The sequence below is a fragment of the Enterobacter cloacae complex sp. 2024EL-00214 genome (assembly GCF_043945575.1).
Lineage (GTDB): Bacteria > Pseudomonadota > Gammaproteobacteria > Enterobacterales > Enterobacteriaceae > Enterobacter > Enterobacter cloacae_P.
This window is the reverse complement of record NZ_JBIMRC010000002.1, coordinates 88,872-114,149: the sequence shown is the minus strand read 5'-3', so window position 1 is coordinate 114,149 and position 25,278 is coordinate 88,872. Positions and strand designations below refer to the sequence as shown.

Annotated in this window: 21 protein-coding genes; 15 read left to right on the top strand and 6 right to left on the bottom strand. The window is 53.4% G+C overall.

All coding sequences use genetic code 11. The annotated features are described in order from the left end of the window. Positions 1-108: 108 nt before the first annotated feature. The gene (gene uxuA / locus ACHHZ6_RS02870) at positions 109-1,299 is read left to right on the top strand and encodes a mannonate dehydratase (RefSeq protein ID WP_182918686.1); all 1,191 of its coding nucleotides are present in this window, start codon (positions 109-111) and stop codon (positions 1,297-1,299) included. Between the two features lie 33 nt (positions 1,300-1,332). Here the strand turns inward: uxuA and yeiP are convergent, their stop codons facing one another. Then, positions 1,333-1,905: an elongation factor P-like protein YeiP gene (gene yeiP, locus ACHHZ6_RS02865; RefSeq protein WP_003859355.1), complete on the bottom strand. Its 573-nt coding sequence runs from the start codon at positions 1,903-1,905 to the stop codon at positions 1,333-1,335. Between the two features lie 163 nt (positions 1,906-2,068). On the opposite strand from yeiP, the gene ACHHZ6_RS02860 reads away from it, so the two are divergent. Next, positions 2,069-2,323, top strand: coding sequence for a YkgJ family cysteine cluster protein (locus ACHHZ6_RS02860; protein WP_182272072.1), 255 nt, complete (start codon positions 2,069-2,071; stop codon positions 2,321-2,323). Here ACHHZ6_RS02860 and setB read toward each other — a convergent pair. Further along, entirely contained in the window at positions 2,320-3,501 is a 1,182-nt protein-coding gene (gene setB, locus ACHHZ6_RS02855) for a sugar efflux transporter SetB (protein WP_395121703.1), read from the bottom strand. The two genes, ACHHZ6_RS02860 and setB, sit on opposite strands and share 4 nt — an antisense overlap. Positions 3,502-3,869: 368 nt before the next feature. Here setB and fruB point away from each other — a divergent pair, with 368 nt between their 5' ends. The 3 genes from fruB to fruA are packed head-to-tail and all read left to right on the top strand — an operon-like array spanning position 3,870 to position 7,643. Next, positions 3,870-5,000 (top strand): fused PTS fructose transporter subunit IIA/HPr protein, encoded by a 1,131-nt coding sequence (gene fruB / locus ACHHZ6_RS02850; RefSeq protein WP_182918684.1) that lies wholly within the window; start codon positions 3,870-3,872, stop codon positions 4,998-5,000. Continuing rightward, positions 5,000-5,938, top strand: coding sequence for a 1-phosphofructokinase (fruK, locus tag ACHHZ6_RS02845; protein WP_182272069.1), 939 nt, complete (start codon positions 5,000-5,002; stop codon positions 5,936-5,938). Before fruB ends, fruK begins: the two co-directional genes overlap by 1 nt. 16 nt (positions 5,939-5,954) lie before the next feature. After that, the gene (gene fruA, locus ACHHZ6_RS02840; RefSeq protein ID WP_395121702.1) at positions 5,955-7,643 is read left to right on the top strand and encodes a PTS fructose transporter subunit IIBC; all 1,689 of its coding nucleotides are present in this window, start codon (positions 5,955-5,957) and stop codon (positions 7,641-7,643) included. 77 nt (positions 7,644-7,720) lie between these two features. Here the strand turns inward: fruA and nfo are convergent, their stop codons facing one another. Continuing rightward, positions 7,721-8,578: a deoxyribonuclease IV gene (nfo, locus tag ACHHZ6_RS02835; RefSeq protein WP_182272067.1), complete on the bottom strand. Its 858-nt coding sequence runs from the start codon at positions 8,576-8,578 to the stop codon at positions 7,721-7,723. Between the two features lie 64 nt (positions 8,579-8,642). Then, a complete protein-coding gene (locus ACHHZ6_RS02830; protein WP_182272066.1) occupies positions 8,643-9,689 on the bottom strand; it encodes a YeiH family protein in 1,047 nt (348 codons plus the stop codon). Positions 9,690-9,787: 98 nt separating this feature from the next. Here ACHHZ6_RS02830 and yieE point away from each other — a divergent pair, with 98 nt between their 5' ends. The 3 genes from yieE to cirA all read left to right on the top strand — a co-directional run bounded on the left by yieE (position 9,788) and on the right by cirA (position 14,479). Continuing rightward, the gene (gene yieE / locus ACHHZ6_RS02825) at positions 9,788-10,654 is read left to right on the top strand and encodes a DNA-binding transcriptional regulator YeiE (RefSeq protein WP_182272065.1); all 867 of its coding nucleotides are present in this window, start codon (positions 9,788-9,790) and stop codon (positions 10,652-10,654) included. A 160-nt stretch (positions 10,655-10,814) separates the two neighbouring features. Further along, positions 10,815-12,284: an amino acid permease gene (locus tag ACHHZ6_RS02820; protein WP_182272064.1), complete on the top strand. Its 1,470-nt coding sequence runs from the start codon at positions 10,815-10,817 to the stop codon at positions 12,282-12,284. A 224-nt stretch (positions 12,285-12,508) separates the two neighbouring features. Beyond that, positions 12,509-14,479, top strand: a complete 1,971-nt coding sequence (gene cirA / locus ACHHZ6_RS02815; RefSeq protein WP_182272063.1) for a catecholate siderophore receptor CirA — start codon at positions 12,509-12,511, stop codon at positions 14,477-14,479. A gap of 76 nt (positions 14,480-14,555) precedes the next feature. On the opposite strand, the gene fghA is transcribed toward cirA, so the two are convergent. Continuing rightward, positions 14,556-15,392: an S-formylglutathione hydrolase gene (gene fghA, locus ACHHZ6_RS02810; protein WP_182272061.1), complete on the bottom strand. Its 837-nt coding sequence runs from the start codon at positions 15,390-15,392 to the stop codon at positions 14,556-14,558. A gap of 138 nt (positions 15,393-15,530) precedes the next feature. On the opposite strand from fghA, the gene ACHHZ6_RS02805 reads away from it, so the two are divergent. The 7 genes from ACHHZ6_RS02805 (at position 15,531) to mglC (ending at position 23,723) form a co-directional block, all read left to right on the top strand. After that, positions 15,531-16,679 (top strand): YbfB/YjiJ family MFS transporter, encoded by a 1,149-nt coding sequence (locus tag ACHHZ6_RS02805; RefSeq protein ID WP_395121701.1) that lies wholly within the window; start codon positions 15,531-15,533, stop codon positions 16,677-16,679. A gap of 102 nt (positions 16,680-16,781) precedes the next feature. Continuing rightward, complete coding sequence (folE, locus tag ACHHZ6_RS02800) at positions 16,782-17,450, top strand: GTP cyclohydrolase I FolE (protein WP_182272059.1); 669 nt, start codon at positions 16,782-16,784, stop codon at positions 17,448-17,450. Positions 17,451-17,468: 18 nt separating this feature from the next. Then, positions 17,469-18,626, top strand: a complete 1,158-nt coding sequence (yeiB, locus tag ACHHZ6_RS02795; RefSeq protein ID WP_395121700.1) for a DUF418 domain-containing protein YeiB — start codon at positions 17,469-17,471, stop codon at positions 18,624-18,626. Positions 18,627-18,781: 155 nt separating this feature from the next. Continuing rightward, complete coding sequence (gene galS / locus ACHHZ6_RS02790; protein WP_182272057.1) at positions 18,782-19,804, top strand: HTH-type transcriptional regulator GalS; 1,023 nt, start codon at positions 18,782-18,784, stop codon at positions 19,802-19,804. Between the two features lie 294 nt (positions 19,805-20,098). Beyond that, positions 20,099-21,097 carry a galactose/glucose ABC transporter substrate-binding protein MglB gene (mglB, locus tag ACHHZ6_RS02785; protein ID WP_182272056.1) on the top strand — a complete coding sequence of 333 codons (999 nt, stop codon included), beginning with the start codon at positions 20,099-20,101 and terminating at the stop codon, positions 21,095-21,097. A gap of 79 nt (positions 21,098-21,176) precedes the next feature. Then, on the top strand, positions 21,177-22,697 hold the full coding sequence (gene mglA, locus ACHHZ6_RS02780; RefSeq protein ID WP_182272055.1) for a galactose/methyl galactoside ABC transporter ATP-binding protein MglA: 1,521 nt from the start codon (positions 21,177-21,179) through the stop codon (positions 22,695-22,697). A 15-nt stretch (positions 22,698-22,712) separates the two neighbouring features. After that, on the top strand, positions 22,713-23,723 hold the full coding sequence (gene mglC, locus ACHHZ6_RS02775; protein ID WP_182272054.1) for a galactose/methyl galactoside ABC transporter permease MglC: 1,011 nt from the start codon (positions 22,713-22,715) through the stop codon (positions 23,721-23,723). 49 nt (positions 23,724-23,772) lie between these two features. On the opposite strand, the gene ACHHZ6_RS02770 is transcribed toward mglC, so the two are convergent. Then, positions 23,773-25,161 carry a glutamine synthetase family protein gene (locus tag ACHHZ6_RS02770; protein ID WP_182274546.1) on the bottom strand — a complete coding sequence of 463 codons (1,389 nt, stop codon included), beginning with the start codon at positions 25,159-25,161 and terminating at the stop codon, positions 23,773-23,775. Positions 25,162-25,278 lie beyond the last annotated feature (117 nt).

The window sequence follows — 25,278 nt, the reverse complement described above, 5'->3', positions numbered from 1 at the left end:
AGTTTGATCAATCAACGTGTGGCGGTGTATTGACCCTTCTGGTTAAACATGTATGGTAGTCGTCATCGTGATAGTGAGTATTGGTATAACAACTTAAGAGGTGGGCAAATGGAACAAACCTGGCGTTGGTACGGGCCGAACGATCCAGTTTCTCTTGATGACGTGCGTCAGGCTGGCGCAACGGGTGTCGTCACGGCGCTGCATCATATTCCTAACGGTCAGGTGTGGCCGGTAGACGAAATTCAAAAGCGTCAGGCAGTGCTGGCGGAAAAAGGTTTAACCTGGTCTGTCGTGGAAAGTATTCCGGTTCACGAAGACATCAAAACCCATTCAGGCGAGTATAAAACCTGGATTGCAAACTATCAGCAGAGCATTCGTAACCTGGCGGCCTGTGGCATTGATACGGTTTGCTATAACTTCATGCCAATCCTGGACTGGACGCGTACTGACCTTGAATATCAGATGGCAGACGGTTCAAAAGCGCTGCGTTTTGATCAAATTGCCTTTGCCGCATTTGAGCTGCACATTCTGAAGCGCCCGGGTGCTGAAGCCGATTACACCGCAGAAGAACAACAGCAGGCGCTTGCGTGGTTTAACGCGGCCAGTGAAGCCGATATCGAAAAGCTGACCCGCAATATTATTGCCGGCCTGCCGGGTGCCGAAGAGGGCTACACGCTGGATCAGTTCCGCGCGCGCCTGGCGGAATACGGTGAGATTGATAAAAACCAACTGCGCGAAAACATGGCGCACTTCCTGCGCGCCATCGTGCCGGTGGCAGAAGAGGCGGGCGTTCGCCTGGCCGTACATCCGGACGATCCTCCGCGTCCAATCCTCGGCCTGCCGCGTATCGTGTCCACCATTGAAGATATGCAGTGGCTGAAAGAGACGGTGGATAGCATCTATAACGGCTTTACTATGTGTACCGGTTCTTACGGTGTGCGTGCGGATAACGACCTGGTGCGGATGATTGAAACCTTTGGCGATCGCATCCACTTTACGCATTTGCGGGCAACCTGTCGTGAAGACAACCCAAAAACCTTCCATGAAGCAGCGCACCTGAACGGTGACGTGAATATGGTCGCGGTAGTGGATGCTATTCTGGCGGAAGAGGCACGTCGCAAGCGTGAGGGGGATTTACGTCCTATCCCGTTCCGTCCGGATCACGGGCACCAGATGCTGGACGATCTGCGTAAGAAAACCAACCCGGGCTATTCGGCGATTGGCCGTCTGAAAGGGATGGCAGAAGTGCGCGGCGTTGAACTGGCGCTGAAGATGACGAAGTATCCTGAACTGCTGTAAAAGAAAAACCCGGCGAAAGCCGGGTTTTTCTTTTTAGTCAGCACGACCCATATAGCGTTTTTCTTCGATATGGATGCGGATTTTCTCACCCGCGGACAGGTATTCAGGAACCTGTACAACCAGACCGGTGGTCAGCGTTGCTGGCTTGTTGCGGGCACTTGCAGATGCGCCTTTGATGCCAGGTGCTGTTTCAACGATTTCCAGATCAACAGTCTGCGGCAGTTCCAGCGCCAGCAGAACGCCATCCCAGGTCAGAACCTGCATGTCAGGCATACCGCCTTCAGGAATGAACAGCAGCTCTTCTTCAATCTGATCTTTAGTGAAGATATACGGGGTGTAATCTTCTTTATCCATGAACACGTATTCGTTGCCGTCGATGTAAGAGAAGTCGACATAGCGACGGGTCAGGGTTACGGTATCCACGATATCGTCGCCCTTAAAGCGCTCTTCAACCTTCAGGCCGGTACGAACGTCGGAGAAACGCATTTTGTACAGCGTTGCTGCACCACGGGCGCTAGGGGCCTGAATATCGATATCTTTCACAATCAGCAGTTTGCCGTTGTAATTCAGTACCATACCTTTCTTAATTTCGTTCGCTCTTGGCATTGCAGTAATCCTGTTTACGGGAGGTCAAAAATATCGCGCCAAATTACTCGCGCGCGGCCTTTCAGGCAAGTGGAATTCGTGGCTTTTGCTATCAATACGCAAAAGGTGTTACTGTGCGCGCGATGCCCGATTACGCGGGTATTTGTCACCGAAGAGAGCATTTATGGATTGTCGTCCAGATTGTGGCGCGTGCTGTACTGCACCGTCTATTTCCAGCCCCATTCCAGGAATGCCGGAAGGCAAGCCTGCCAACACCCGCTGTGTTCAGCTCTCTGAAACCAACCTGTGTATGATTTTTGGCTCGCCCCTGCGCCCGAAGGTGTGTTCCGGGCTTCAGCCTACGGGCGAAATGTGCGGCAGCACGCGAGCACAGGCAATGACGTATCTTCTTGAGCTGGAAACGCTCACCGCGCCTTAAACGTCTTTGATCCGTGCCAGACAGCCTATCGTCAGGGTACACATTACCAGAGCAATCCAGAACACCGTGTGATAGTTCCAGATCTCCGCAACCACCCCGGCCATTGAACCTGCAATGATCCAGCCCACGCGGGTGGTATTAGTATAAAGGGTGGTAGCTGAACCTGCCTGACCCGGCATCAGATCCTGGAAGTAGAGCATACCAATCCCGGCCAGTATGCCGATATAAATGGCGTTCAGCAGTTGTAAAGCCAGCAGCAACCCCGGCGTGTGTACCGTCAGCATACCGACATAGAAAAGCAGCCCGGCAACGGCGGCGATACGCATCAAAAAACGCTTCCCGAAGCGCTTCGCATAATAACCCGCAATCAACATGGTCGGGATTTCCAGGCCTGCCGCGGTGCCCATCATGATCCCCGCCAGCTTCTCCGGCAGGTGCAGCTCATCAATAATAAACAACGGCATATTGATGATATAAAGGCTATTCGTGCCCCACATTAGTGTGCAGATAATAAAGAGGAGTAGCGCGTCACGGCGATGGCGACGCGGAGCTTCCAGCGCACCTGTTGCCGCCTTCGGCTCTTTACGCATCGACGGCAGGAAGAACCACACCATTGTGCCACACACCACAAACGCGACAGCTGCGCTCAGGTACATTACCGTAAAGCCAAACCCCATCGCCAGCGCGTAGGCCAGCGGCGGGCCAATCACCCACGCCAGCGACACCTGAGCGCGCAGAATGGAGCTGAACATCACCGCTTCACGTCCGGTGTGGTCGGCATGTTCGCGGGCAAGGGCAAACATCTGCGGGTTCGCGGTTGAGCCAAAGCTGCTCAGGAACACCCCCACAAACAGCAGAATGAAGTAGTTTCGGTTCCAGGCAAACAGGATACAGGCGAACACGCCCAGCAGGCAGCAAAAGACGATCAGGCTTTTACGATCGCCTTTTCTGTCGGAACGGCCAGCCAGAAACTGGCTGACCAGGATGCCGATGATAGCGCTTCCGGTAAAGAAGAAACCCACCATAGCCGGACGGGCGTGGACTTCATTGGTCAGAAACAGACTGAGCGTGGGGGTCTGTAACGCACCGGCGATCCCGGTGAGGAAGGCAACAATCAAAAACGCCGATGACGTCAGATCAAAAGGCTTCGGTGAGGCGGCGGCGGGGGTGTTATGCATGTTCACTATCAGCAGTTCAGAAAGAGAGGCGGAGTTTACGCCGCGAGTCAGAAAATAAACAGAGATCGTGGTTAATTTAGACACGAAAAATCAAAATAGTATTTCAACTTACCCGTTCCAGCTGATGGGTGCTGAAGGTAGCTGAAATGGTGGTGCTGAACGTCAGCAAAAATCAGCTGAATGACAAAGAAATGTGGTGCATCTCTAAATTCTGAAATGAGAAATGTAACTTTCCTTGCAACACTTTGCAGAAAGAGCAAGACTTTTTGAAACGTTTCAGCGCTTTCTTGTTTTGACTGATGGAACAGGTTAGCGCATTTTTTCTCATATGAGCTGAAACGATTCAATTTCAGCAGGAGAGGAGAACCATGTTCCAGTTATCTGTACAGGATATTCATCCGGGCGCACAGGCCGGGAATAAAGAAGAGGCTATTCGCCAGGTTGCTGCTGCCCTCGTGCAGGCGGGCAACGTGGCTGACGGCTACGTTAACGGCATGCTGGCACGCGAGCAGCAAACCTCGACCTTCCTCGGCAATGGCATCGCGATCCCGCACGGTACGACGGACACCCGCGATCAGGTGCTGAAAACCGGCGTTCAGGTTTATCAGTTCCCGCAGGGCGTGCTGTGGGGCGACGGTCAGGTGGCGTACGTGGCCATCGGCATTGCTGCCAGCAGCGACGAGCACTTAGGTTTGCTGCGCCAGCTGACGCACGTACTGAGCGATGATTCGGTTGCTGAGCAGCTGAAATCGGCCACCACGTCTGAAGAGTTGCGTGCCTTGCTGATGGGCGAAAAACAGAGCGAAGCGCTGAAACTGGATAATGAAACACTGACACTGGATGTCGTTGCCTCCGATCTGGTGACGCTGCAGGCGCTGAACGCGGGTCGTCTGAAAGAAGCCGGTGCGGCAGACGCTGCATTTGTGGCAAGTGTGGTTAACGATAAACCGCTGAACCTGGGACAGGGTATCTGGCTGAACGACAGTGCTGAAGGCAACCTGTTCAGTGCTATCGCGGTCAGCCGTGCGGCCAGCGCATTTGACGTAGACGGTGATCGCGCAGCGATGCTCGTGACCGTCGCCATGACGGATGATCAACCGGTTTCCGTGCTGAAACGTCTGAGTGACATGCTGCTGAGCAACAAAGCTGAAAAATTGCTGAACGCTGATGCGGCGACGCTGCTGGCGTTGCTGACCAGCGACGACGCGCTGACGGATGACGTGCTGAATGCTGAGTTTGTCGTGCGTAACGAACACGGCCTGCATGCCCGTCCTGGCACGATGCTGGTTAATACCATTAAACAATTCGAAAGTGAGATCACCGTGGCTAATCTGGATGGCACAGGCAAACCGGCCAATGGGCGTAGCCTGATGAAAGTGGTCGCGCTGGGCGTGAAGAAAGGACACCGCCTGCGTTTTACCGCGCAGGGTGCAGATGCTGAACAGGCGCTGAAAGCGATTGGCGACGCCATCGCGGCGGGTCTGGGGGAGGGCGTATAATGAGCAGACGTGTTGCGACTATTACGCTGAACCCGGCTTATGACCTGGTGGGGTTTTGCCCGGAAATTGAGCGCGGCGAAGTAAACCTCGTGCGTACCACTGGCCTGCATGCTGCAGGCAAAGGGATTAACGTCGCGAAAGTGCTCAAGGATCTCGGTATCGATGTCACCGTAGGCGGATTCCTCGGCAAAGATAACCAGGATGGTTTCCAGCAGCTGTTCAGCGAGCTGGGGATTGCTAACCGTTTTCAGGTCGTTCAGGGCCGTACCCGTATCAACGTCAAACTGACGGAGAAAGACGGTGAAGTGACCGATCTGAACTTCTCTGGCTTCGAAGTGACGCCGTCTGACTGGGAGCGTTTTGTTAACGATTCCCTGACCTGGCTGGGTCAGTTCGACATGGTGTGCGTGAGCGGCAGTCTGCCGTCCGGTGTTAGCCCGGAAGCGTTCACCGACTGGATGACGCGCCTGCGTAGCCAGTGCCCATGTATTATTTTTGACAGTAGCCGTGATGCGCTGGTTGCCGGTCTGAAAGCGGCTCCGTGGCTGGTTAAACCTAATCGCCGCGAGCTGGAGATCTGGGCTGGCCGTAAGCTGCCAGAATTAAAAGACGTGATTGATGCTGCACATGCGCTGCGCGAGCAGGGTATTGCTCATGTGGTGATTTCTCTTGGTGCAGAAGGTGCGTTGTGGGTTAACGCTTCTGGCGAATGGATCGCCAAACCGCCATCGGTAGAGGTTGTCAGCACCGTTGGCGCAGGGGATTCAATGGTTGGTGGCCTGATCTATGGCCTGCTGATGCGCGAATCCAGTGAACATACTTTACGCCTTGCCACCGCCGTTGCTGCCCTGGCCGTGAGCCAGAGCAATGTCGGTATTACCGATCGTACCCAGTTGGCCGCGATGATGGCGCGCGTTGACTTAAAACCTTTTAACTAACAGCAGGAGAGGAATAATGAAAACGCTGCTGATCATTGACTCCGGTCTCGGACAGGCTCGTGCCTATATGGCGAAGACTTTGCTGGGAGCGGCGGCGAACAAAACACATCTGGAGATTACCGATAACCCGGGCGAAGCCGAACTGGCGATTGTTCTGGGCGATAAGCTCCCGGCTGATAGCGCGCTGAACGGCAAAAAAGTGTGGCTGGGCGATATTAATCGCGCAGTTGCGCATCCGGAACTGTTCCTGAGCGAAGCGAAAGGCCATGCGTCTGTCTATAGCGCACCTGTTGCTGCGGCTCCGTCTGCGGCTTCCGGCCCGAAACGCGTTGTGGCGGTAACGGCTTGCCCAACAGGCGTAGCCCATACCTTTATGGCGGCTGAAGCGATTGAAACCGAAGCGAAAAAACGTGGCTGGTGGGTAAAAGTTGAAACGCGCGGTTCCGTGGGCGCGGGTAATGCTATCACCCCTGAAGAAGTGGCTGAGGCCGATCTGGTGATTGTGGCGGCAGACATCGAAGTGGATCTGGCGAAATTCGCCGGTAAGCCGATGTACCGCACCTCTACCGGCCTGGCGCTGAAAAAGACGGCTCAGGAGTTTGATAAAGCACTGGCAGAAGCGAAGCCTTACCAGGCAACCGGTAGCGCTCAGGCGGCGACCGAAGGTAAGAAAGAGTCTGCGGGGGCTTACCGCCACCTGCTGACCGGCGTCTCCTACATGCTGCCGATGGTGGTGGCAGGTGGTCTGTGTATCGCACTTTCCTTCGCATTTGGTATTACGGCGTTTAAAGAACAAGGGACTCTGGCGGCGGCGTTAATGCAGATTGGTGGTGGCTCCGCGTTCGCGCTGATGGTGCCCGTACTGGCAGGTTTTATTGCGTTCTCCATCGCTGACCGTCCTGGCCTGACGCCGGGTCTGATCGGCGGTATGCTGGCAGTGAGCACCGGTTCCGGCTTTATCGGCGGGATTATTGCGGGCTTCCTGGCAGGTTACGTCGCGAAGCTTATCAGCTCGAAGCTGAAACTGCCGCAAAGTATGGAAGCGCTGAAACCGATCCTGATCATCCCGCTGATTTCCAGCCTGGTGGTCGGTCTGGCGATGATTTACCTGATTGGTAAACCGGTTGCGGGTATCCTGGCGGGTCTGACCCACTGGCTGCAAACGATGGGCACGGCGAACGCGGTTCTGCTGGGTGCAATCCTCGGTGGCATGATGTGTACCGATATGGGCGGCCCGGTAAACAAAGCGGCATACGCTTTTGGTGTCGGCCTGTTGAGTACCCAGACCTATGCACCGATGGCGGCCATCATGGCGGCAGGTATGGTGCCACCGCTGGCACTGGGGCTGGCCACTATCGTTGCGCGTCGTAAGTTTGACAAAGCGCAGCAGGAAGGGGGTAAAGCGGCGCTGGTGCTGGGTCTGTGCTTCATCACCGAAGGGGCGATTCCGTTCGCAGCACGTGACCCAATGCGTGTACTGCCTTGCTGTATCGTGGGTGGTGCGGTGACTGGTGCTATCTCGATGGCGATTGGCGCGAAACTGATGGCTCCGCACGGTGGTTTGTTTGTTCTGCTGATCCCTGGCGCAATTACCCCGGTACTGGGTTACCTGATGGCGATTGTTGCCGGTACGCTGGTGGCAGGTCTGTCTTACGCGGTGCTGAAGCGCCCGGAAGCAGAAGCGGTTGCTGCTAAAGCGGCTTAAAAGAAATGAATGTCGGGTAGCGGTGTCGCTTTACCCGACCGACAAAAAAGCCGGGTGCTTATGCAACCCGGCTTTTTTTATGCCATTTGTTCTGTGATTTGCTGCGCTTTCAGCCAGGCGATTTCTTCTGCCCAGATATCCGGATTGATGGTTTCCAGCACCATTGGAATACCGTCAAAGCGGGCGTCCTGCATGATAAAGCGGAAAGCATCATGGCCAATATTGCCCTCACCCAGGCTGTGGTGACGGTCTACACGGCTGCCAAAATCACTCTTTGCGTCGTTTAAGTGCATACCGCGCAGGTATTTAAAACCGACAATGCGTTCAAACTCGGCGAAGGTTTTTTTCGTCTCGTCGCGGGTACGCAGATCATAACCGGCGGCAAAGGCGTGGCAGGTATCAATACATACACCCACGCGGGATTTATCTTCCACGCCGTCGATGATGGCCGCCAGATGTTCGAACTTAAAGCCGAGGTTGCTGCCCTGACCGGCGGTATTTTCAATCACCGCCGTCACGCCTTTGGTTTTATCCAGGGTGATGTTGATGGACTCGGCAATACGAGCCAGACAAGCATCTTCGTCAATCTGCATCAGATGGCTGCCAGGATGGAAGTTCAGCAGCGTTAACCCCAGCTGTTCGCAGCGCTGGATTTCATCAAGAAAGGCTTCACGGGATTTCTCCAGAGCTTCTTCAACCGGATGACCGAGGTTAATCAGGTAGCTGTCGTGGGGAAGGATCTGGCCTGGTCCAAAATGGTATTTCTCACAGGCGGCTTTGAAATCATCAATCACTTCTGTGGTGAGCGGTGCCGCATGCCACTGGCGCTGATTTTTGGTGAACAGGGCGAAAGCGGTCGCCTCGATTTCGGCGGCGCGAATGGCGGCATTTGCAAGGCCACCTGCAGCGCTGACGTGCGCTCCAACATATTTCATAAAAGAACTCCTGTTAACCCTAAATGCTTATGATAGCGGGTTAACAGGAGAAGGATGTAGTGGTTTATGCCATCAGGCTGTGAACCGCGAGGTTAATCGCGCCACCGCCGACAATCAACCAGATGAAGAGTACCAGCGCCATCAGCAACGGCTTCGCACCGGCTTTTTTCAGCGCGCTGACATGAGTGGTTACCCCCAGCGCCGCCATCGCCATCGCCAGCAATACGGTATCCAGCGTGACCAGCATATCGACTACGGATTTCGGCAGCAGGTGGAAAGAGTTAAAGACCGCGACCACGATAAACAGGATCGCAAACCAGGGGATCGTGATTTTGCTTTTCTGGTTACTTCCTGCCGGAGCAAGCTGTTTCACCCGCGCGGCCAGGATAATCAGGAACGGGGCCAGCATCATGACGCGCAGCATTTTGGCAATAACAGCCGCGTTTTCCGCCTCGGGGTTAATGGCGTGACCTGCCGCGACCACCTGCGCCACTTCATGCATGGTCGAACCAATATAGATGCCGTAGGTTTCCGGGCTAAACCAGTGAGCAACCAGCGGGTACATGGCCGGGTAGAGGAAAATCGCCAGCGTACCGAAGATCACCACAGTCGCGACGGCCACTGTCACTTTGCTGGATTCCGCCTTCACGACAGGTTCAGTTGCCAGCACCGCCGCAGCCCCGCAGATACTGCTACCTGCACCAATCAACCAGCTGGTTTGTTTGTCCAGCCCGAACACTTTCTGGCCGATAAAGCACGCCAGTAAGAAGGTACTGGTCAGCGTCAGCACGTCGATGGCTATTCCGCTGATGCCGACATCCGCAATCTGCGAAAAGGTAAGGCGGAAGCCGTAAAGAATAATGCCCAGGCGCAGCAGATGTTGCTTGGCGAAAATCACACCGCCATCGCAGGATTTCCAGATGTGTGGGTAAACGGTGTTGCCGACGACCATGCCGAGCAAAATGGCCAGCGTTAAGGCGCTAAACCCTGCGCCTGCGATGGCCGGAATGCTGCCGCCCCATAATGCCACGCCCGTGACGACGGCGCTAAGCGCCAGACCCGGCACGAAGTGCCACACTGTTCGGTGATTCTGTAGGGTGAGTTCTGTCATAACCTTCTCCTTTCTCTGGCTAAAAGGTTACGGTGCTCTGGTTTAAAAATAAAATTGATTATATATTTATAATCAATCTTTATAAGTGGTAAGCAACCATGCACATTACATTGCGTCAGCTGGAAGTTTTTGCCGAAGTGCTGAAAAGCGGGTCGACGACCCAGGCCTCACTGATGCTGGCTCTCTCTCAGTCTGCGGTCAGCGCCGCCCTGACCGATCTCGAAGGGCAGCTGGGCGTGCAGCTTTTTGACAGGGTAGGGAAGCGTCTGGTGGTCAATGAACACGGTCGCTTGCTTTATCCACGTGCGCTGGCGCTGCTGGAGCAGGCCACTGAAATCGAACAGCTGTTTCGCGAAGACAACGGCGCAATCCGCGTTTATGCCAGTAGCACAATCGGTAACTACATTCTGCCGGAAGTGATTGCCCGCTATCGTCGTGACTTCCCGACCTTGCCGCTGGAGATGAGCGTCGGCAATAGCCAGGATGTGATCAATGCGGTGATCGATTTTCGCGTGGACATTGGTCTCATCGAAGGGCCGTGCCATAACGTGGATATCATTGCTGAACCCTGGCTGGAAGATGAGCTGGTGGTCTTTGCTTCTCCGGCCTCTTCTTTACTGCAGGGGGAGGTGACGCTTGAGCGCCTTTCACAGGCGCAGTGGATCCTGCGTGAGCAAGGTTCCGGCACGCGTGAAATTGTCGATTATGTGTTGCTGTCACATCTGCCTCATTTCCAGCTGGGTATGGAGCTGGGTAACTCTGAGGCAATCAAGCATGCGGTGCGTCATGGCCTGGGGATCAGCTGTCTTTCCCGGCGGGTGATTGCTGAACAGCTTGAAGCCGGTACGCTGGTTGAAATTGCGGTTCCACTGCCAAAGCTGGTACGCACGCTGTGGTGCATCCATCATCGTCAGAAACACCTTTCCAGTTCGCTGCAGCGTTTTTTACGTTATTGCGAGATCTGAGCACTTGCACAAAAGGGGAGAGGGGAAAGACCGAATTCATACTTTGCTTATAATCCTGGCCGAGTCATGAAGCTCTCTTATAACAGAGTATTTCTGCCAGAATGAACGCGTATCGTCTGCTACAATCGCGCCTCATTTATTAGATGGACAGCATTTTCACATGGTTTCAGAAATTAAAACCACAGAAGCGCCCACGTTACGTCGCGCACTTAAAGCGCGCCACCTGACGATGATCGCCATCGGCGGTTCAATCGGTACAGGTCTTTTCGTTGCCTCCGGTGCAACGATTTCAGCAGCTGGCCCGGGCGGGGCTCTTTTCTCTTATATCCTGATTGGCCTGATGGTGTACTTCCTGATGACCAGTCTGGGCGAACTGGCAGCATACATGCCAGTGTCGGGGTCGTTTTCGACCTACGGTCAAAAATACGTTGAAGAAGGTTTCGGTTTCGCACTGGGCTGGAACTACTGGTACAACTGGGCGGTGACTATCGCTGTTGACCTGGTCGCCGCACAGCTGGTGATGACCTGGTGGTTCCCGGATACCCCTGGCTGGATCTGGAGTGCGCTGTTCCTGGTGGTGATCTTCTTGCTGAACTACATCTCCGTGCGTGGCTTTGGTGAAGCAGAGTACTGGTTCTCGCTGATCAAAGTGGCGACGGTCATCATCTTTATCGTCGTTGGTGTGGCGATGATCGTGGGTATTTTCAAAGGTGCAGAGCCTGCGGGCTGGAGCAACTGGACGATAGGTGATGCCCCGTTTGCGGGTGGGCTTTCGGCGATGATTGGCGTGGCGATGATTGTCGGCTTCTCCTTCCAGGGGACAGAGCTTATCGGCATCGCCGCAGGTGAATCTGAAGATCCAGAGAAAAACATTCCGCGCGCGGTGCGTCAGGTGTTCTGGCGTATCCTGCTGTTCTATGTGTTCGCTATTCTGATTATCAGCCTGATCATTCCTTATACCGATCCGAGCCTGCTGCGTAATGATGTGAAAGACATCAGCGTGAGTCCGTTTACGCTGGTCTTCCAGCACGCGGGTCTGCTCTCTGCGGCGGCGGTGATGAACGCCGTTATCCTGACTGCGGTGCTGTCTGCGGGTAACTCCGGTATGTACGCCTCAACCCGTATGCTCTACACCCTGGCGTGCGACGGTAAAGCGCCGCGCATCTTCGCGAAATTGTCCCGTGGCGGCGTACCGCGTAACGCGCTGTATGCTACCACTGTGATTGCGGGTCTGTGCTTCCTGACCTCGATGTTCGGCAACCAGACAGTTTATCTGTGGCTGCTGAACACGTCGGGCATGACGGGCTTCATCGCCTGGCTGGGGATTGCTATCAGCCATTACCGCTTCCGTCGCGGTTATGTGATGCAGGGTCATGACCTTAACAACCTGCCGTATCGTTCAGGCTTCTTCCCGCTGGGACCTATTTTCGCCTTCATTCTGTGCCTGATTATTACCCTGGGGCAGAACTATGAAGCTTTCCTTGCGGACACCATTGACTGGGGTGCAGTAACGGCCACTTACATTGGTATTCCGCTGTTCCTGGTCATCTGGTTTGGCTACAAACTGACGAAAGGAACGCAATTCGTTCGCTACAGTGAAATGGAATTCCCGGAACGATTTAGAAAATAACCGCACTTCCTCTCTTTAGCCCGCTCATTTGAGCGGGCTTTTTTATCTCTGCAGTATGAAGAGCAGATATAATTTTTAACAATTTAATTGATAATAATTATCGTTTGCTTTATCGTTATCTAAAAATACGTTGTCCTCCGACCTGCCGAAGATGCGGGCGGACAGTAAGGCGCTGTGAGCAATCATTATTTGATTTAGTTGTATTTACCTCATGGAGATATGGAATGTTTAGGCTTAATCCCTTCGTCAGGGGAGGACTTTGTGCGTCCGCAATGTCCCTGGCACTGCCCGTCATTGCAGCGGAATCTGGTGACACTCTGGTTGTCACGGCATCCGCGACTGAGCAAAACCTGAAAGACGCACCGGCAAGCATCAGCGTCATTACCCAGGAAGACTTGCAGCGCAAACCCGTCCAGAACCTGAAAGATGTGCTACAGGACGTGCCAGGCGTACAGCTCACAAACGAAGGGGATAACCGTAAAGGGGTAAGTATTCGTGGTCTGGACAGCAGCTACACGCTGATCCTGGTTGACGGTAAACGCGTCAACTCCCGCAATGCGGTGTTCCGCCACAATGATTTTGACCTGAACTGGGTACCGGTCGATGCCATTGAGCGCATCGAAGTGGTACGTGGGCCGATGTCTTCACTCTACGGTTCTGATGCGCTGGGCGGCGTGGTGAACATTATCACCAAAAAAATTGGACAGAAGTGGACGGGAACCCTGAGCGCTGATTCCACCATTCAGGAACACCGCGATCGTGGTGACACATACAACGGCCAGTTCTATACCAGCGGCCCGCTGGTGGACGGCGTACTGGGGCTGAAAGCCTACGGTAGCCTCTCGAAGCGAGAAAAAGACGATCAGCAAAAATCTTCTACCACTGCCACAGGTGAAACGCCACGTATCGAGGGCTTCACCAGCCGTGATGCTAACGTCGAGTTCGCCTGGACACCAACGGAAGAGCATGATTTTACCGCGGGCTATGGTTTTGATCGTCAGGATCGTGACTCTGATTCCCTCGATAAAAACCGTCTTGAGCGCCAGAATTACTCTCTGAGCCACAATGGACGCTGGGGCGTGGGTAATAGCGAGCTGAAAGTCTACGGCGAGAAGGTTGATAACAAAAACCCGGGTAACAGTAACCCGATTACCTCCGAGAGCAACTCGGTTGACGGGAAATATGTGCTGCCACTGGGTGAAATCAACCAGCTCCTGACCTTCGGCGGTGAGTGGCGTCATGACAAGCTGAAAGATCCGGTTAACCTGACGGGTGGCTCCAGCAGCAACACCTCTGCAAGCCAGTACGCGCTCTTCCTCGAAGACGAATGGCGTATCTTTGAGCCGCTGGCGCTGACGACCGGTATCCGTATGGATGACCACGAAACTTACGGCGATCACTGGAGTCCGCGCGCCTATCTGGTCTACAACGCGACCGATACCGTGACGGTAAAAGGGGGCTGGGCAACCGCGTTTAAAGCCCCGTCGCTGCTGCAGCTTAGCCCGGACTGGGTCACCGGTTCGTGCCGTGGAGCCTGTGAAATTGTCGGTAATCCGGATCTAAAACCGGAAACCAGTGAAAGCTTCGAACTTGGCCTGTATTACAGCGGGGAAGAGGGCTGGTTAGAGGGCGTGCAGGCCAGTATTACCACTTTCCAGAACGATGTAGATGACCGTATCAGCATCAGCCGTACGGCTAACGTGAACCAGGCGCAGAGCTACCCGAACTATGTGGGCCTGAACGCTGACGGTGAACCTATTTTCCGTTATTACAACGTCAACAAGGCGCGTATTCGTGGCGTGGAGACAGAGCTGAAGTTCCCGGTGGCTGAAGACTGGAAAGTGACGCTGAACTACACCTACAACGATGGACGGGATATCAGCAACGGTGGCAATAAACCGCTGTCCGAACTGCCGTTCCATACCGCCAACGGTACCGTTGACTGGAAGGCGACCCAGGACTGGTCGTTCTACGTTCAGGGTAACTATACCGGTGAGAAACGTGCGCTTACTGCTGGCGCGGCAACGCCGGGTGGCTATGTGGTCTGGAATACCGGTGCCGCGTGGCAGGCAACGAAGAGCGTGAAGCTGCGCGCGGGCGTGCAAAACCTGCTGGATAAAGATCTGAGCCGCGACGACTACAGCTACACGGAAGATGGCCGCCGTTACTTTGTAGGTGTGGATTATAAGTTCTGATTTACTGACGTACCGTTTTTAATGTTTGTTCCCTCTCCCAGTGGGAGAGGGCCAGGGTAAGGGCATCAGACCGCACTTACCCGAACAAATGCTCCGCATGGAAGCGGAGATGATCCTCAATAAACGACGCAATAAAGTAATAGCTGTGGTCATGCCCCGGCTGAATACGCAGCGTTAGCGGCCAGTCTTTCTGGCGCGCGGCTTCAGCCAGTACCGCGGGTTGTAACTGCCCGGCGAGGAACTGATCTGCATCACCCTGATCGATAAGCGTCGGGATCGCATCTTCCGCCTGGCTTGCCAGCATCAGCACACTGCTATCCCATTCCTGCCATTTTTGGGCATCATTACCCAGATAATGGGTAAATGCTTTCTGCCCCCACGGTACCAGGGTTGGGGTCACAATCGGCGCAAAGGCCGACACGCTGGTGTATTTCCCCGGGTTTTTCAGCGCCATTATTAACGCTCCGTGTCCACCCATTGAATGCCCGCTAATGGCACTTCGGTCACTGACCTCAAATTCAGCCTGAATCAGTGCGGGTAGCTCGTCACGAATGTAATCATACATGCGGTAATGACTCGCCCACGGTTGTTCCGTGGCGTTCAGATAAAACCCTGCACCTTTGCCCAAATCGTATCCGGCATCGTCCGCGACATCATCCCCACGCGGGCTGGTGTCCGGCATCACCAGCGCGATACCCAGTTCGGCGGCAATACGCTGCGCACCCGCTTTGGTGGTGAAGTTTTCATCATTGCAGGTTAAACCTGACAGCCAGAACAGCACAGGAGGCTTCACGTCGCCATTTGTCGGTGGCAGGAAAATGCTGAACGTCATGGCACAGTTCAGTACGGCGGAGTCATGCCGCCAGCGCTGCTGTCGACCTTCAAAACAACGATGCTCTTCGAGCAGTTCCATGCAGGGCTCCTTAATGCGAATTGCTATTCATAAAATCCATAATACAGAGTTTTCATCGACCTGTGAGTAACTTTCACTTCCGCCTGGCGGTCAGATACTGCATCATGATTTTACTTATTTTTAACAATTGGGGCGGTCATGGCGCTGCGTATTGCATTCAGCGGATTTGTGGTTCTGGTGGTGGCAATGGGAATAGGGCGCTTTGCCTTTACGCCCCAGGTACCGCTGATGATGACCGCCGGACAACTCACGCTCACCAGTGCGGGTCTGGTGGCGGCGATGAACTATCTGGGGTATCTGGTAGGCGCATGGGATGCGATGCGCGCTCACCGCTTCGTTGAAACACGCCTCTGGCTGGGGATTTTTGGTGCCGTTGCGCTCACGCTGCTTTCTGCCGCAGCAGATAATGCGATCGTTCACGGTCTGCTGCGCTTTGCTATTGGCTGCATGAGCGGTTGGTCAATGGTGTTGATTGCCGCGTGGACCAACGAACGTCTGGGGCAACTGGGGAAACCGGGTCTCAGCGCCGCGGTGTTTGCCGGACCGGGGGCGGGTATCGCCCTGAGCGGGTTGCTTGCCGTCTGTATTCAGGCGAAGTCGCTGTCTGCCGGGGCAGCATGGCAGATTTATGGCGTGCTGGCGCTGGTGCTCGTCGCACTGGTGGCGCGGTATCTGCCTCGAGCGGGTCAGCTTCATCGGCCTGGAACCGCGCCGGAACCTCTCGTTCTGACGACGAATTTAAAACGTCTGGTCTGGAGCTATAGCCTGGCCGGGTTTGGTTATATCCTGCCGGCGACCTTTTTATCACAAATGGCAGCCGTGCGGTTCCCCGGCAGCCTGTTTGCCCAGTTTGTCTGGCCGATATTCGGTGTTGCATCCGTTGTGGGTATCGCACTCAGTATCGTTTTGCGCCACACTTCAACGTCCAACCGCAGGCTGGCTATCGTGCTGTGGCTGCAGGGAACCGGTGTGCTGGCAGCCTGGCTGTTGCCTGGAATTGGTGGCCTGCTGATTGGTGGGCTGCTGGTGGGGGGCGGTTTTTTGTGCGCCGTACAGCTCTCTTTACTGTATGGTCGGGAACTTGCACCGAATTATACCCGTTATATGGCAGGCCTTCTGACCACTGGCTATGCGATTGGGCAACTGATTGGCCCGATGACCTCGGCGCTGTCGACCTGGCTCACGCATCAGCTGGAGCCAGCGTTAGGGTTGGCTGGTCTGGCATTGTTCGTCGGCGGTGCGTTAGTGTGGAACCGTCAGGCTGAAAGGCAACAACAATTGCAATAATTATCGTCGTGAATACTGGATTATGTGCGTCGCCTCACGCACAATGAACGCACACTTTTGCCACTACGAGGGCGAAAGACGCCACACCTGCAGGAGAAAAGAATGTCATCACTCAGTAAAGAAGCTGCCCTGGTCCATGAAGCGTTGGTTGCGCGCGGCCTTGAAACGCCACTGCGTCCGCCAGTTCATGCAATGGATAATGAAACACGTAAGCGTCTGATTTCCGGGCACATGACCGAGATCATGCAACTGCTGAACCTCGATCTGAGCGACGACAGTCTGATGGAGACGCCGAACCGTATTGCCAAAATGTACGTCGACGAAATTTTCTCCGGTCTTGATTACGCCAACTTCCCGAAAATCACCGTCATCGAAAATAAGATGAAGGTTGATGAGATGGTAACGGTACGCGATATCACACTCACCAGCACCTGTGAGCATCACTTCGTGACCATCGATGGCAAAGCGACGGTGGCTTATATTCCAAAAGATATGGTGATTGGTCTGTCCAAGATCAACCGCATTGTGCAGTTCTTCGCGCAGCGCCCTCAGGTGCAGGAGCGTCTGACGCAGCAGATCCTGACCGCGCTGCAAACGCTGCTGGGCACCAATAACGTGGCGGTATCCATCGACGCGGTTCACTACTGCGTGAAAGCGCGCGGCGTCCGTGATGCCACCAGTGCAACCACCACGACATCGCTGGGCGGTCTGTTTAAATCCAGCCAGAACACCCGCCAGGAGTTCCTGCGCGCCGTGCGTCACCACAACTAATCAGACAGGGCAGGGTACATGGAGCGAAACGTCACGCTCGATTTTGTTCGCGGCGTCGCCATTCTCGGTATCCTGCTGCTTAACATCTGCGCCTTTGGCTTGCCAAAGGCCGCCTATCTCAACCCAGCCTGGTATGGTGAGATTACCCGTAGCGATGCCTGGACATGGGCGATCCTCGATCTCCTCGCGCAGGTGAAATTCCTTACGTTATTTGCACTGCTGTTTGGCGCGGGTCTGCAGCTTCTGCTCAGGTGCGGTACGCGCTGGATCCAGTCACGTCTGACGCTGCTGGTGATCTTCGGATTCATTCACGGTTTACTCTTCTGGGATGGCGATATTCTGCTGGCCTATGGTCTGGTGGGGCTGATCTGCTGGCGGCTTATCCGCGATGCACACAGCGTAAAAAGCCTGTTTAACACCGGTGTGATGCTCTATGTCATGGGCGTTGGCGTACTGGTATTGCTGGGGATGATTTCCGGTGAGGCGACGAACCGCTCATGGATACCGGATGCCGCCAACCTCCAGTATGAACAGTACTGGAAGCTTAAAGGCGGTACTGAAGCCATCAGCAACCGGGCGGATATGCTCGGGGACAACCTTCTTGCGCTGGGCGCACAATACGGCTGGCAGCTGGCGGGAATGATGCTGATGGGGGCGTCGCTGATGCGTACCGGCTGGCTGAAAGGTGAATTCAGTCTTCGCCACTACCGTCTGGTAGGGGCGGGGCTGTTACTGCTCGGCATACTGATCAATCTTCCGGCGGTTATGCTGCAGTGGCATTTGCACTGGAACTACCGCTGGTGTGCTTTCCTGCTTCAGGCTCCCCGGGAACTGAGCGCACCATTCCAGACCATTGGCTACGCGGCGCTGATTTATGGCTTCTGGCCGCAGATCTGCCGCCTGTGGCTGGTGAGCGCCATCGCCTGCGTTGGCCGTATGGCATTAAGCAATTACATTCTGCAGACGCTGATTTGCACCACGCTTTTCTATCAATTTGGCCTGTTTATGAAATTCGACCGGTTTACGCTGTTGGCGTTTGTTATTCCTGTCTGGGTTGTTAACGTGGCATTTTCTGTTATCTGGCTGCGCTATTTCCGCCAGGGGCCACTGGAGTGGGGGTGGCGGCAATTAACCGCACATGCTTCGGGTGTATCATTGACTAATACATCCAGATAACGATCTGGATCACAATCATTAACAAAACGGATGTAAGCGTTTTCATTCGTGTGAGCTTCTTCACGTAGTCCCCTTTCTCTCGCTGCCAAAATAGCCTCCTTGCTAAACACAGGGGGTGTCTGTGAGTTGCTGCAATCCTTTGAAGGATGGTGAATATGATCACCATTCGTGACGTCGCCCGTCAGGCGGGTGTTTCTGTTGCTACCGTCTCCCGTGTGCTGAACAACAGCGCACTGGTCAGCCCTGAAACCCGTGAAACCGTAATGAAAGCTGTCACCCAACTGGGATACCGGCCTAATGCCAATGCGCAGGCGCTTGCGACTCAGGTCAGTGACACCATTGGCGTAGTAGTGATGGATGTCTCGGATGCATTTTTCGGTGCGTTGGTCAAAGCGGTGGATGTTGTCGCCCAGCAGCACCAGAAATATGTGCTGATCGGCAACAGTTACCATGAGGCTGAAAAAGAACGTCATGCTATCGAAGTGCTGATCCGCCAGCGTTGTAATGCCTTGATTGTCCACTCAAAAGCACTGAGCGATGAAGAGCTTGCCGGGTTTATGGAGCAGATCCCGGGTATGGTGCTGATCAACCGAATTGTGCCTGGCTACGCCCACCGCTGCGTCGGGCTGGATAACGTCAGCGGTGCAATGATGGCGACGCGAATGCTCATCAACAATGGTCATCAGCGCATCGGTTTCCTTGCTTCCAGCCACCATATTGAAGATGACGAGATGCGCCGCGAAGGGTGGCAAAACGCGCTGAAAGAGCACGGCATTGTGCCGCCGGAAAGCTGGGTGGGAACCGGAACGCCGGACATGCAGGGCGGTGAGGCCGCGATGGTGGAGTTACTGGGCCGCAATCTGCAACTTTCAGCGGTCTTTGCCTATAACGACAGCATGGCGGCGGGAGCACTTACTGCACTGAAAGATAACGGTATTGCTGTGCCACAGCATTTGTCGTTGATTGGTTTTGATGACATCCCGATTGCCCGTTACACCGACCCACAGCTGACGACGGTGCGTTACCCGATTGCATCCATGGCAAAACTGGCGACTGAGCTGGCGTTACAGGGGGCTGCAGGGCTGCTGGATCCGGGGGCAACGCACTGTTTCATGCCGACTTTAGTGCGTCGCCATTCCGTATCTATTCGGCAAATTGTGGTTCCGATCACTAACTGATTACTTGGCTTGATGTAACCGTTTTCAATCTGTGAGTAAATTCACAGTATCTTAACAAGGTGCTGACTATGATGTCAGCGTTTTAGGGACTGAAACGCTATGTAACGGTGATTAATCACTTTCATCATAGCCAACGTGCCGCAAACAACCAATAAAACGCATTTCTGGAGCGTTACCGAACACGGAAGATAGAAATTTTATAAGTGAACTTCGGCTGTCAGTAACGTTTTATTAACACCTGCCCGCCGACCGTTATTCACAAGAACTACCCTGCATAAAAAAACCGGAGATACCATGAATAAGAAGGTGTTGACTCTGTCTGCTGTTATGGCAAGTATGCTTTTTGGTGCAGCAGCGCACGCTGCGGATACCCGTATTGGCGTGACTATCTATAAATACGACGACAACTTCATGTCTGTTGTGCGTAAAGCTATCGAGAAAGACGCTAAAGCAGCGCCAGACGTTCAGCTGCTGATGAATGACTCCCAGAACGACCAGTCCAAACAGAACGACCAGATTGACGTTCTGCTGGCAAAAGGCGTGAAAGCACTGGCCATCAACCTGGTTGACCCGGCTGCAGCAGGCACAGTTATTGAGAAAGCGCGTGGCCAGAACGTGCCAATCGTCTTCTTCAACAAAGAACCTTCTCGTAAAGCGCTGGATAGCTACGACAAAGCGTACTATGTGGGTACTGACTCCAAAGAGTCCGGTATTATCCAGGGCGATCTGATTGCTAAACACTGGGCGGCTAACCCGAACTGGGACCTGAACAAAGATGGTCAGGTTCAGTTCGTTCTGCTGAAAGGCGAACCAGGCCACCCGGATGCTGAAGCACGTACCACTTACGTTATCAAAGAGCTGAACGACAAAGGTCTGAAAACCCAGCAACTGGCGTTAGATACCGCAATGTGGGATACCGCTCAGGCGAAAGATAAGATGGACGCATGGCTGTCTGGCCCGAACGCTAACAAAATCGAAGTGGTTATCGCCAACAACGATGCGATGGCAATGGGTGCAGTAGAAGCGCTGAAAGCACACAACAAATCTTCCATTCCTGTGTTCGGTGTGGATGCTCTGCCAGAAGCGCTGGCTCTGGTTAAGTCTGGCGCAATGGCCGGTACCGTGCTGAACGATGCCAACAACCAGGCGAAAGCGACCTTCGATCTGGCGAAAAACCTGGCCGACGGTAAAGGTGCAGCTGATGGCACCAACTGGAAAATCGACAACAAAATCGTTCGCGTACCTTACGTGGGCGTAGACCAGTCCAACCTGGCTGAGTTCATCGGCAAATAAGTTAGTCGTCATGTCTTCACTGGGCGCAATTCGTTGCGCCCTTTTATAACGCGATATGCGAGGCCAACAAGGTATAATTATGGTCAGCACAACTACTCAGTCGTCCGGTGAATACTTGTTGGAAATGACAGGTGTCAACAAGTCTTTTCCCGGTGTTAAGGCACTCGATAATGTTAATTTAAAAGTCCGTCCCCACTCTATTCATGCATTAATGGGTGAAAACGGTGCGGGTAAATCAACATTATTAAAATGTCTTTTTGGGATCTATCAAAAAGATTCTGGCAGCATTCTTTTTCAGGGGAAAGAGATCGATTTCCATTCAGCTAAAGAAGCACTGGAAAACGGTATCTCAATGGTTCACCAGGAATTGAACCTGGTACTGCAACGCTCGGTTATGGATAATATGTGGCTGGGGCGTTACCCAACCAAAGGTGTCTTTGTCGATCAAGATAAAATGTATCGTGACACCAAAGCAATTTTCGATGAGCTGGATATTGATATCGATCCACGCGCTCGCGTCGGGACATTATCAGTTTCCCAGATGCAGATGATCGAAATTGCGAAAGCGTTCTCCTATGATGCGAAAATTGTCATCATGGACGAACCGACATCGTCATTAACGGAAAAAGAGGTTAACCACCTTTTTACCATTATTCGCAAACTGAAAGAACGCGGCTGCGGCATTGTATATATCTCCCATAAGATGGAAGAGATCTTCCAGCTGTGTGATGAAATTACCATCCTGCGTGACGGTCAGTGGATTGCCACTCAGCCTCTGGAAGGGCTGGACATGGACAAGATCATTGCCATGATGGTTGGCCGTTCGCTGAATCAGCGTTTCCCGGATCGTGAAAACAAACCGGGTGAGGTGATCCTTGAGGTGCGTAACCTGACCTCGCTGCGTCAGCCATCGATTCGCGACGTCTCCTTCGACCTGCACAAAGGCGAAATTCTGGGGATTGCGGGGCTGGTGGGTGCCAAACGTACCGATATCGTGGAAACCCTGTTTGGTATTCGTGAGAAAGCCGAGGGGACCATTACACTGCACGGTAAGAAAATTAATAACCACAATGCCAACGAAGCCATTAACCACGGTTTTGCGCTGGTGACGGAAGAGCGACGCTCTACCGGTATTTATGCCTATCTCGATATTAACTTTAACTCGTTAATTTCGAATATTCGTAACTACAAAAACAAAATCGGCCTGCTGGATAATTCTCGTATGAAAAGCGATACCCAATGGGTGATCGACTCCATGCGCGTGAAAACGCCTGGCCACCGTACACAAATTGGTTCGCTCTCGGGGGGGAACCAGCAAAAAGTCATTATCGGTCGCTGGTTATTAACTCAGCCTGAAATTCTGATGCTGGATGAACCAACCCGTGGTATTGATGTGGGTGCAAAATTTGAAATTTATCAGCTGATTGCTGAGCTGGCGAAAAAGAATAAAGGGATCATTATTATTTCTTCCGAAATGCCGGAATTGTTAGGGATCACAGATCGTATTCTGGTTATGAGCAATGGTCTCGTTGCCGGTATTGTTGACACCAAAACGACAACGCAAAACGAAATTCTGCGTCTTGCGTCTTTGCACCTTTAAGATCAGGGGCTCCTCATGAGTGCGTTAAATAAAAAAAGTTTTCTCACTTATCTGAAAGAAGGCGGTATTTACGTTGTTCTTTTAGTGTTACTGGCCATCATTATTTTCCAGGATCCTACGTTCTTAAGTCTGCTGAACCTGAGTAACATTCTGACCCAATCTTCCGTGCGTATTATCATCGCACTGGGCGTAGCGGGTCTTATCGTCACCCAGGGTACTGACCTTTCGGCGGGGCGTCAGGTGGGGCTGGCGGCGGTTATCGCGGCAACGATGTTGCAGTCGATGGAAAATGCCAACAAAGTGTTCCCGGAAATGGCGACCATGCCGATTTTCGTGGTGATCCTGATTGTCTGCGTCATCGGTGCGGTAATTGGTCTGATTAACGGCATCATCATTGCTTACCTGAACGTGACGCCATTTATCACCACGTTGGGTACGATGATCATCGTTTACGGTATCAACTCCCTGTACTACGACTTCGTCGGTGCGTCCCCAATCTCGGGTTTTGACAGTGGCTTCTCGACCTTCACGCAAGGGTTTATCGCGCTGGGCAGTTTCCGCCTGTCGTACATCACCTTCTATGCGTTGATTGCAGTGTCCTTCGTCTGGATCCTGTGGAACAAAACTCGCTTCGGTAAAAATATCTTCGCTATCGGTGGTAACCCGGAAGCGGCAAAAGTGTCTGGCGTTAACGTTGCGCTGAACCTGCTGATGATTTATGCCCTGTCCGGCGTGTTCTATGCCTTCGGTGGGATGCTGGAAGCCGGTCGTATCGGTTCTGCAACCAACAACCTTGGTTTTATGTACGAACTGGATGCGATTGCTGCGTGTGTGGTAGGTGGTGTTTCCTTCAGCGGCGGTGTTGGTACCGTGCTTGGCGTGGTAACCGGTGTCATCATCTTCACCGTTATCAACTACGGTCTGACCTACATCGGTGTGAACCCGTACTGGCAGTACATCATCAAAGGCGCAATCATCATCTTCGCGGTTGCCCTGGATTCACTGAAATACGCGCGTAAGAAATAATGGCTTCATGCCTGACCAGGCCCGCTCATTGAGCGGGCTTTTTTGTTTTTCACGTCAGCGCGGATTCTTGTTCGGTGACGATACTTTCAAACCAGTCCAGCTCTGAGAGCTTGCAGGCAACCCACTGTTGGGAAAAGGCTTCGCCAAGGCTGTCGGTGAGATATTGGTTGCGGGAAAATACCTCAATGGCCTGCTGCTGGAACAGCGGCAATACAGGTTCATCCTGTTGCGGTTCAGGTAAATCATCCTCATCGAAATTTTCCAGACCATACAACATGCCCGTGAGGATTGTGGCGACCACCAGATACGGGTTGGCATCCGCACCCGCCAGACGATACTCAATACGACGGTTGTTCTCATCCGAGCAGGGAATACGCAGCGCGGCGGAGCGGGTGTTATAGCCCCAGGAGTTAAATAGTGGCTCATTGAGGTTTTTACGCAGGCGGCGGAAAGCGTTAACACCCGGGGCCAGAATGGCGACGGACGCGGGCATCAGTGCCAGCTGGCCCGCGATACACAGGCGCATCATGCTATTGAGCTCATCCACCGGTGAGGCGAACATGTTTTCGCCGTGAATATTATTCAGGCTGAAATGGAAATGCAGACCGCTGCCGGACTGAAGGCTGAAGGGTTTGGCCATAAAGCTGGCCTGGAGCCCGTGTTTCTCTGCAACGTATCGGGTTAAGCGCCGCAGAGCCAGTACGTTATCGCATACCTCAATAACCCGATGGCTGTGCTTCAGGTTCAACTCGTACTGACCGGGTTCGGCTTCTGCCACGATCCCGGTCAGTGGAATGTGCTGGTGTTGCGCCAGCTGCTCCAGTTCGTCAAACAATGCCGCGTGCGCCGTCGACGTATCCATATGAAAGCAACCCTGATTCTGCGGATCCTGAGAATCTGACCCCGTCAGATAGAACTCAATCTCTGGTGCAATCACCGGGAAAAGCCCATGCTGGTGGAAGCGAGCAAGGACGTTTTGCAATATCACGCGTGGCTCAAGCGGACAGGATTTTCCATCGCTGTCATTCATGGTCAACAGGATCTGCGCGTTATGCTCAGGAGCCTGGGGCGAAGGGCACAGGGAACCGGGAACGGGTACGCAAAGCCGGTCTGGCTCATCATGAAGTGATGCGGCAATCTTTCCTTTTTGATCCATCGAGTAGACCGAAAGGGGAAAATAGCAGCCTTTCTCAAGATTCAGCATGCTTTCCACTGAGAGCCGTTTGCCACGCATAATGCCATTGATGTCGTTCAGGTAAACGTCAATGTGTTTAGTCTGCGGATAACGTGCCAGATAATCCGTCACTTCCGCTGACAAATTCTGTTTCATGGCTGCAATTTTCTCATCGAGATACAGGCCTGAATTGAGAGCGGTCGGGAGCGATAATCCCGGGAAGTTAAAATACGGGCGGATATTTTTCAGGAAAAAAGCATTCATTATTGAGTTCATAGTCATTCTTCAATGAAGCCGTAGCGGCAATGAACTCAGCTTAAAAGGGCGAGAGTAAAGGGCGGATAAAAAGAGTGATGCCCGACGTAAAGAAAGTATAAAAGC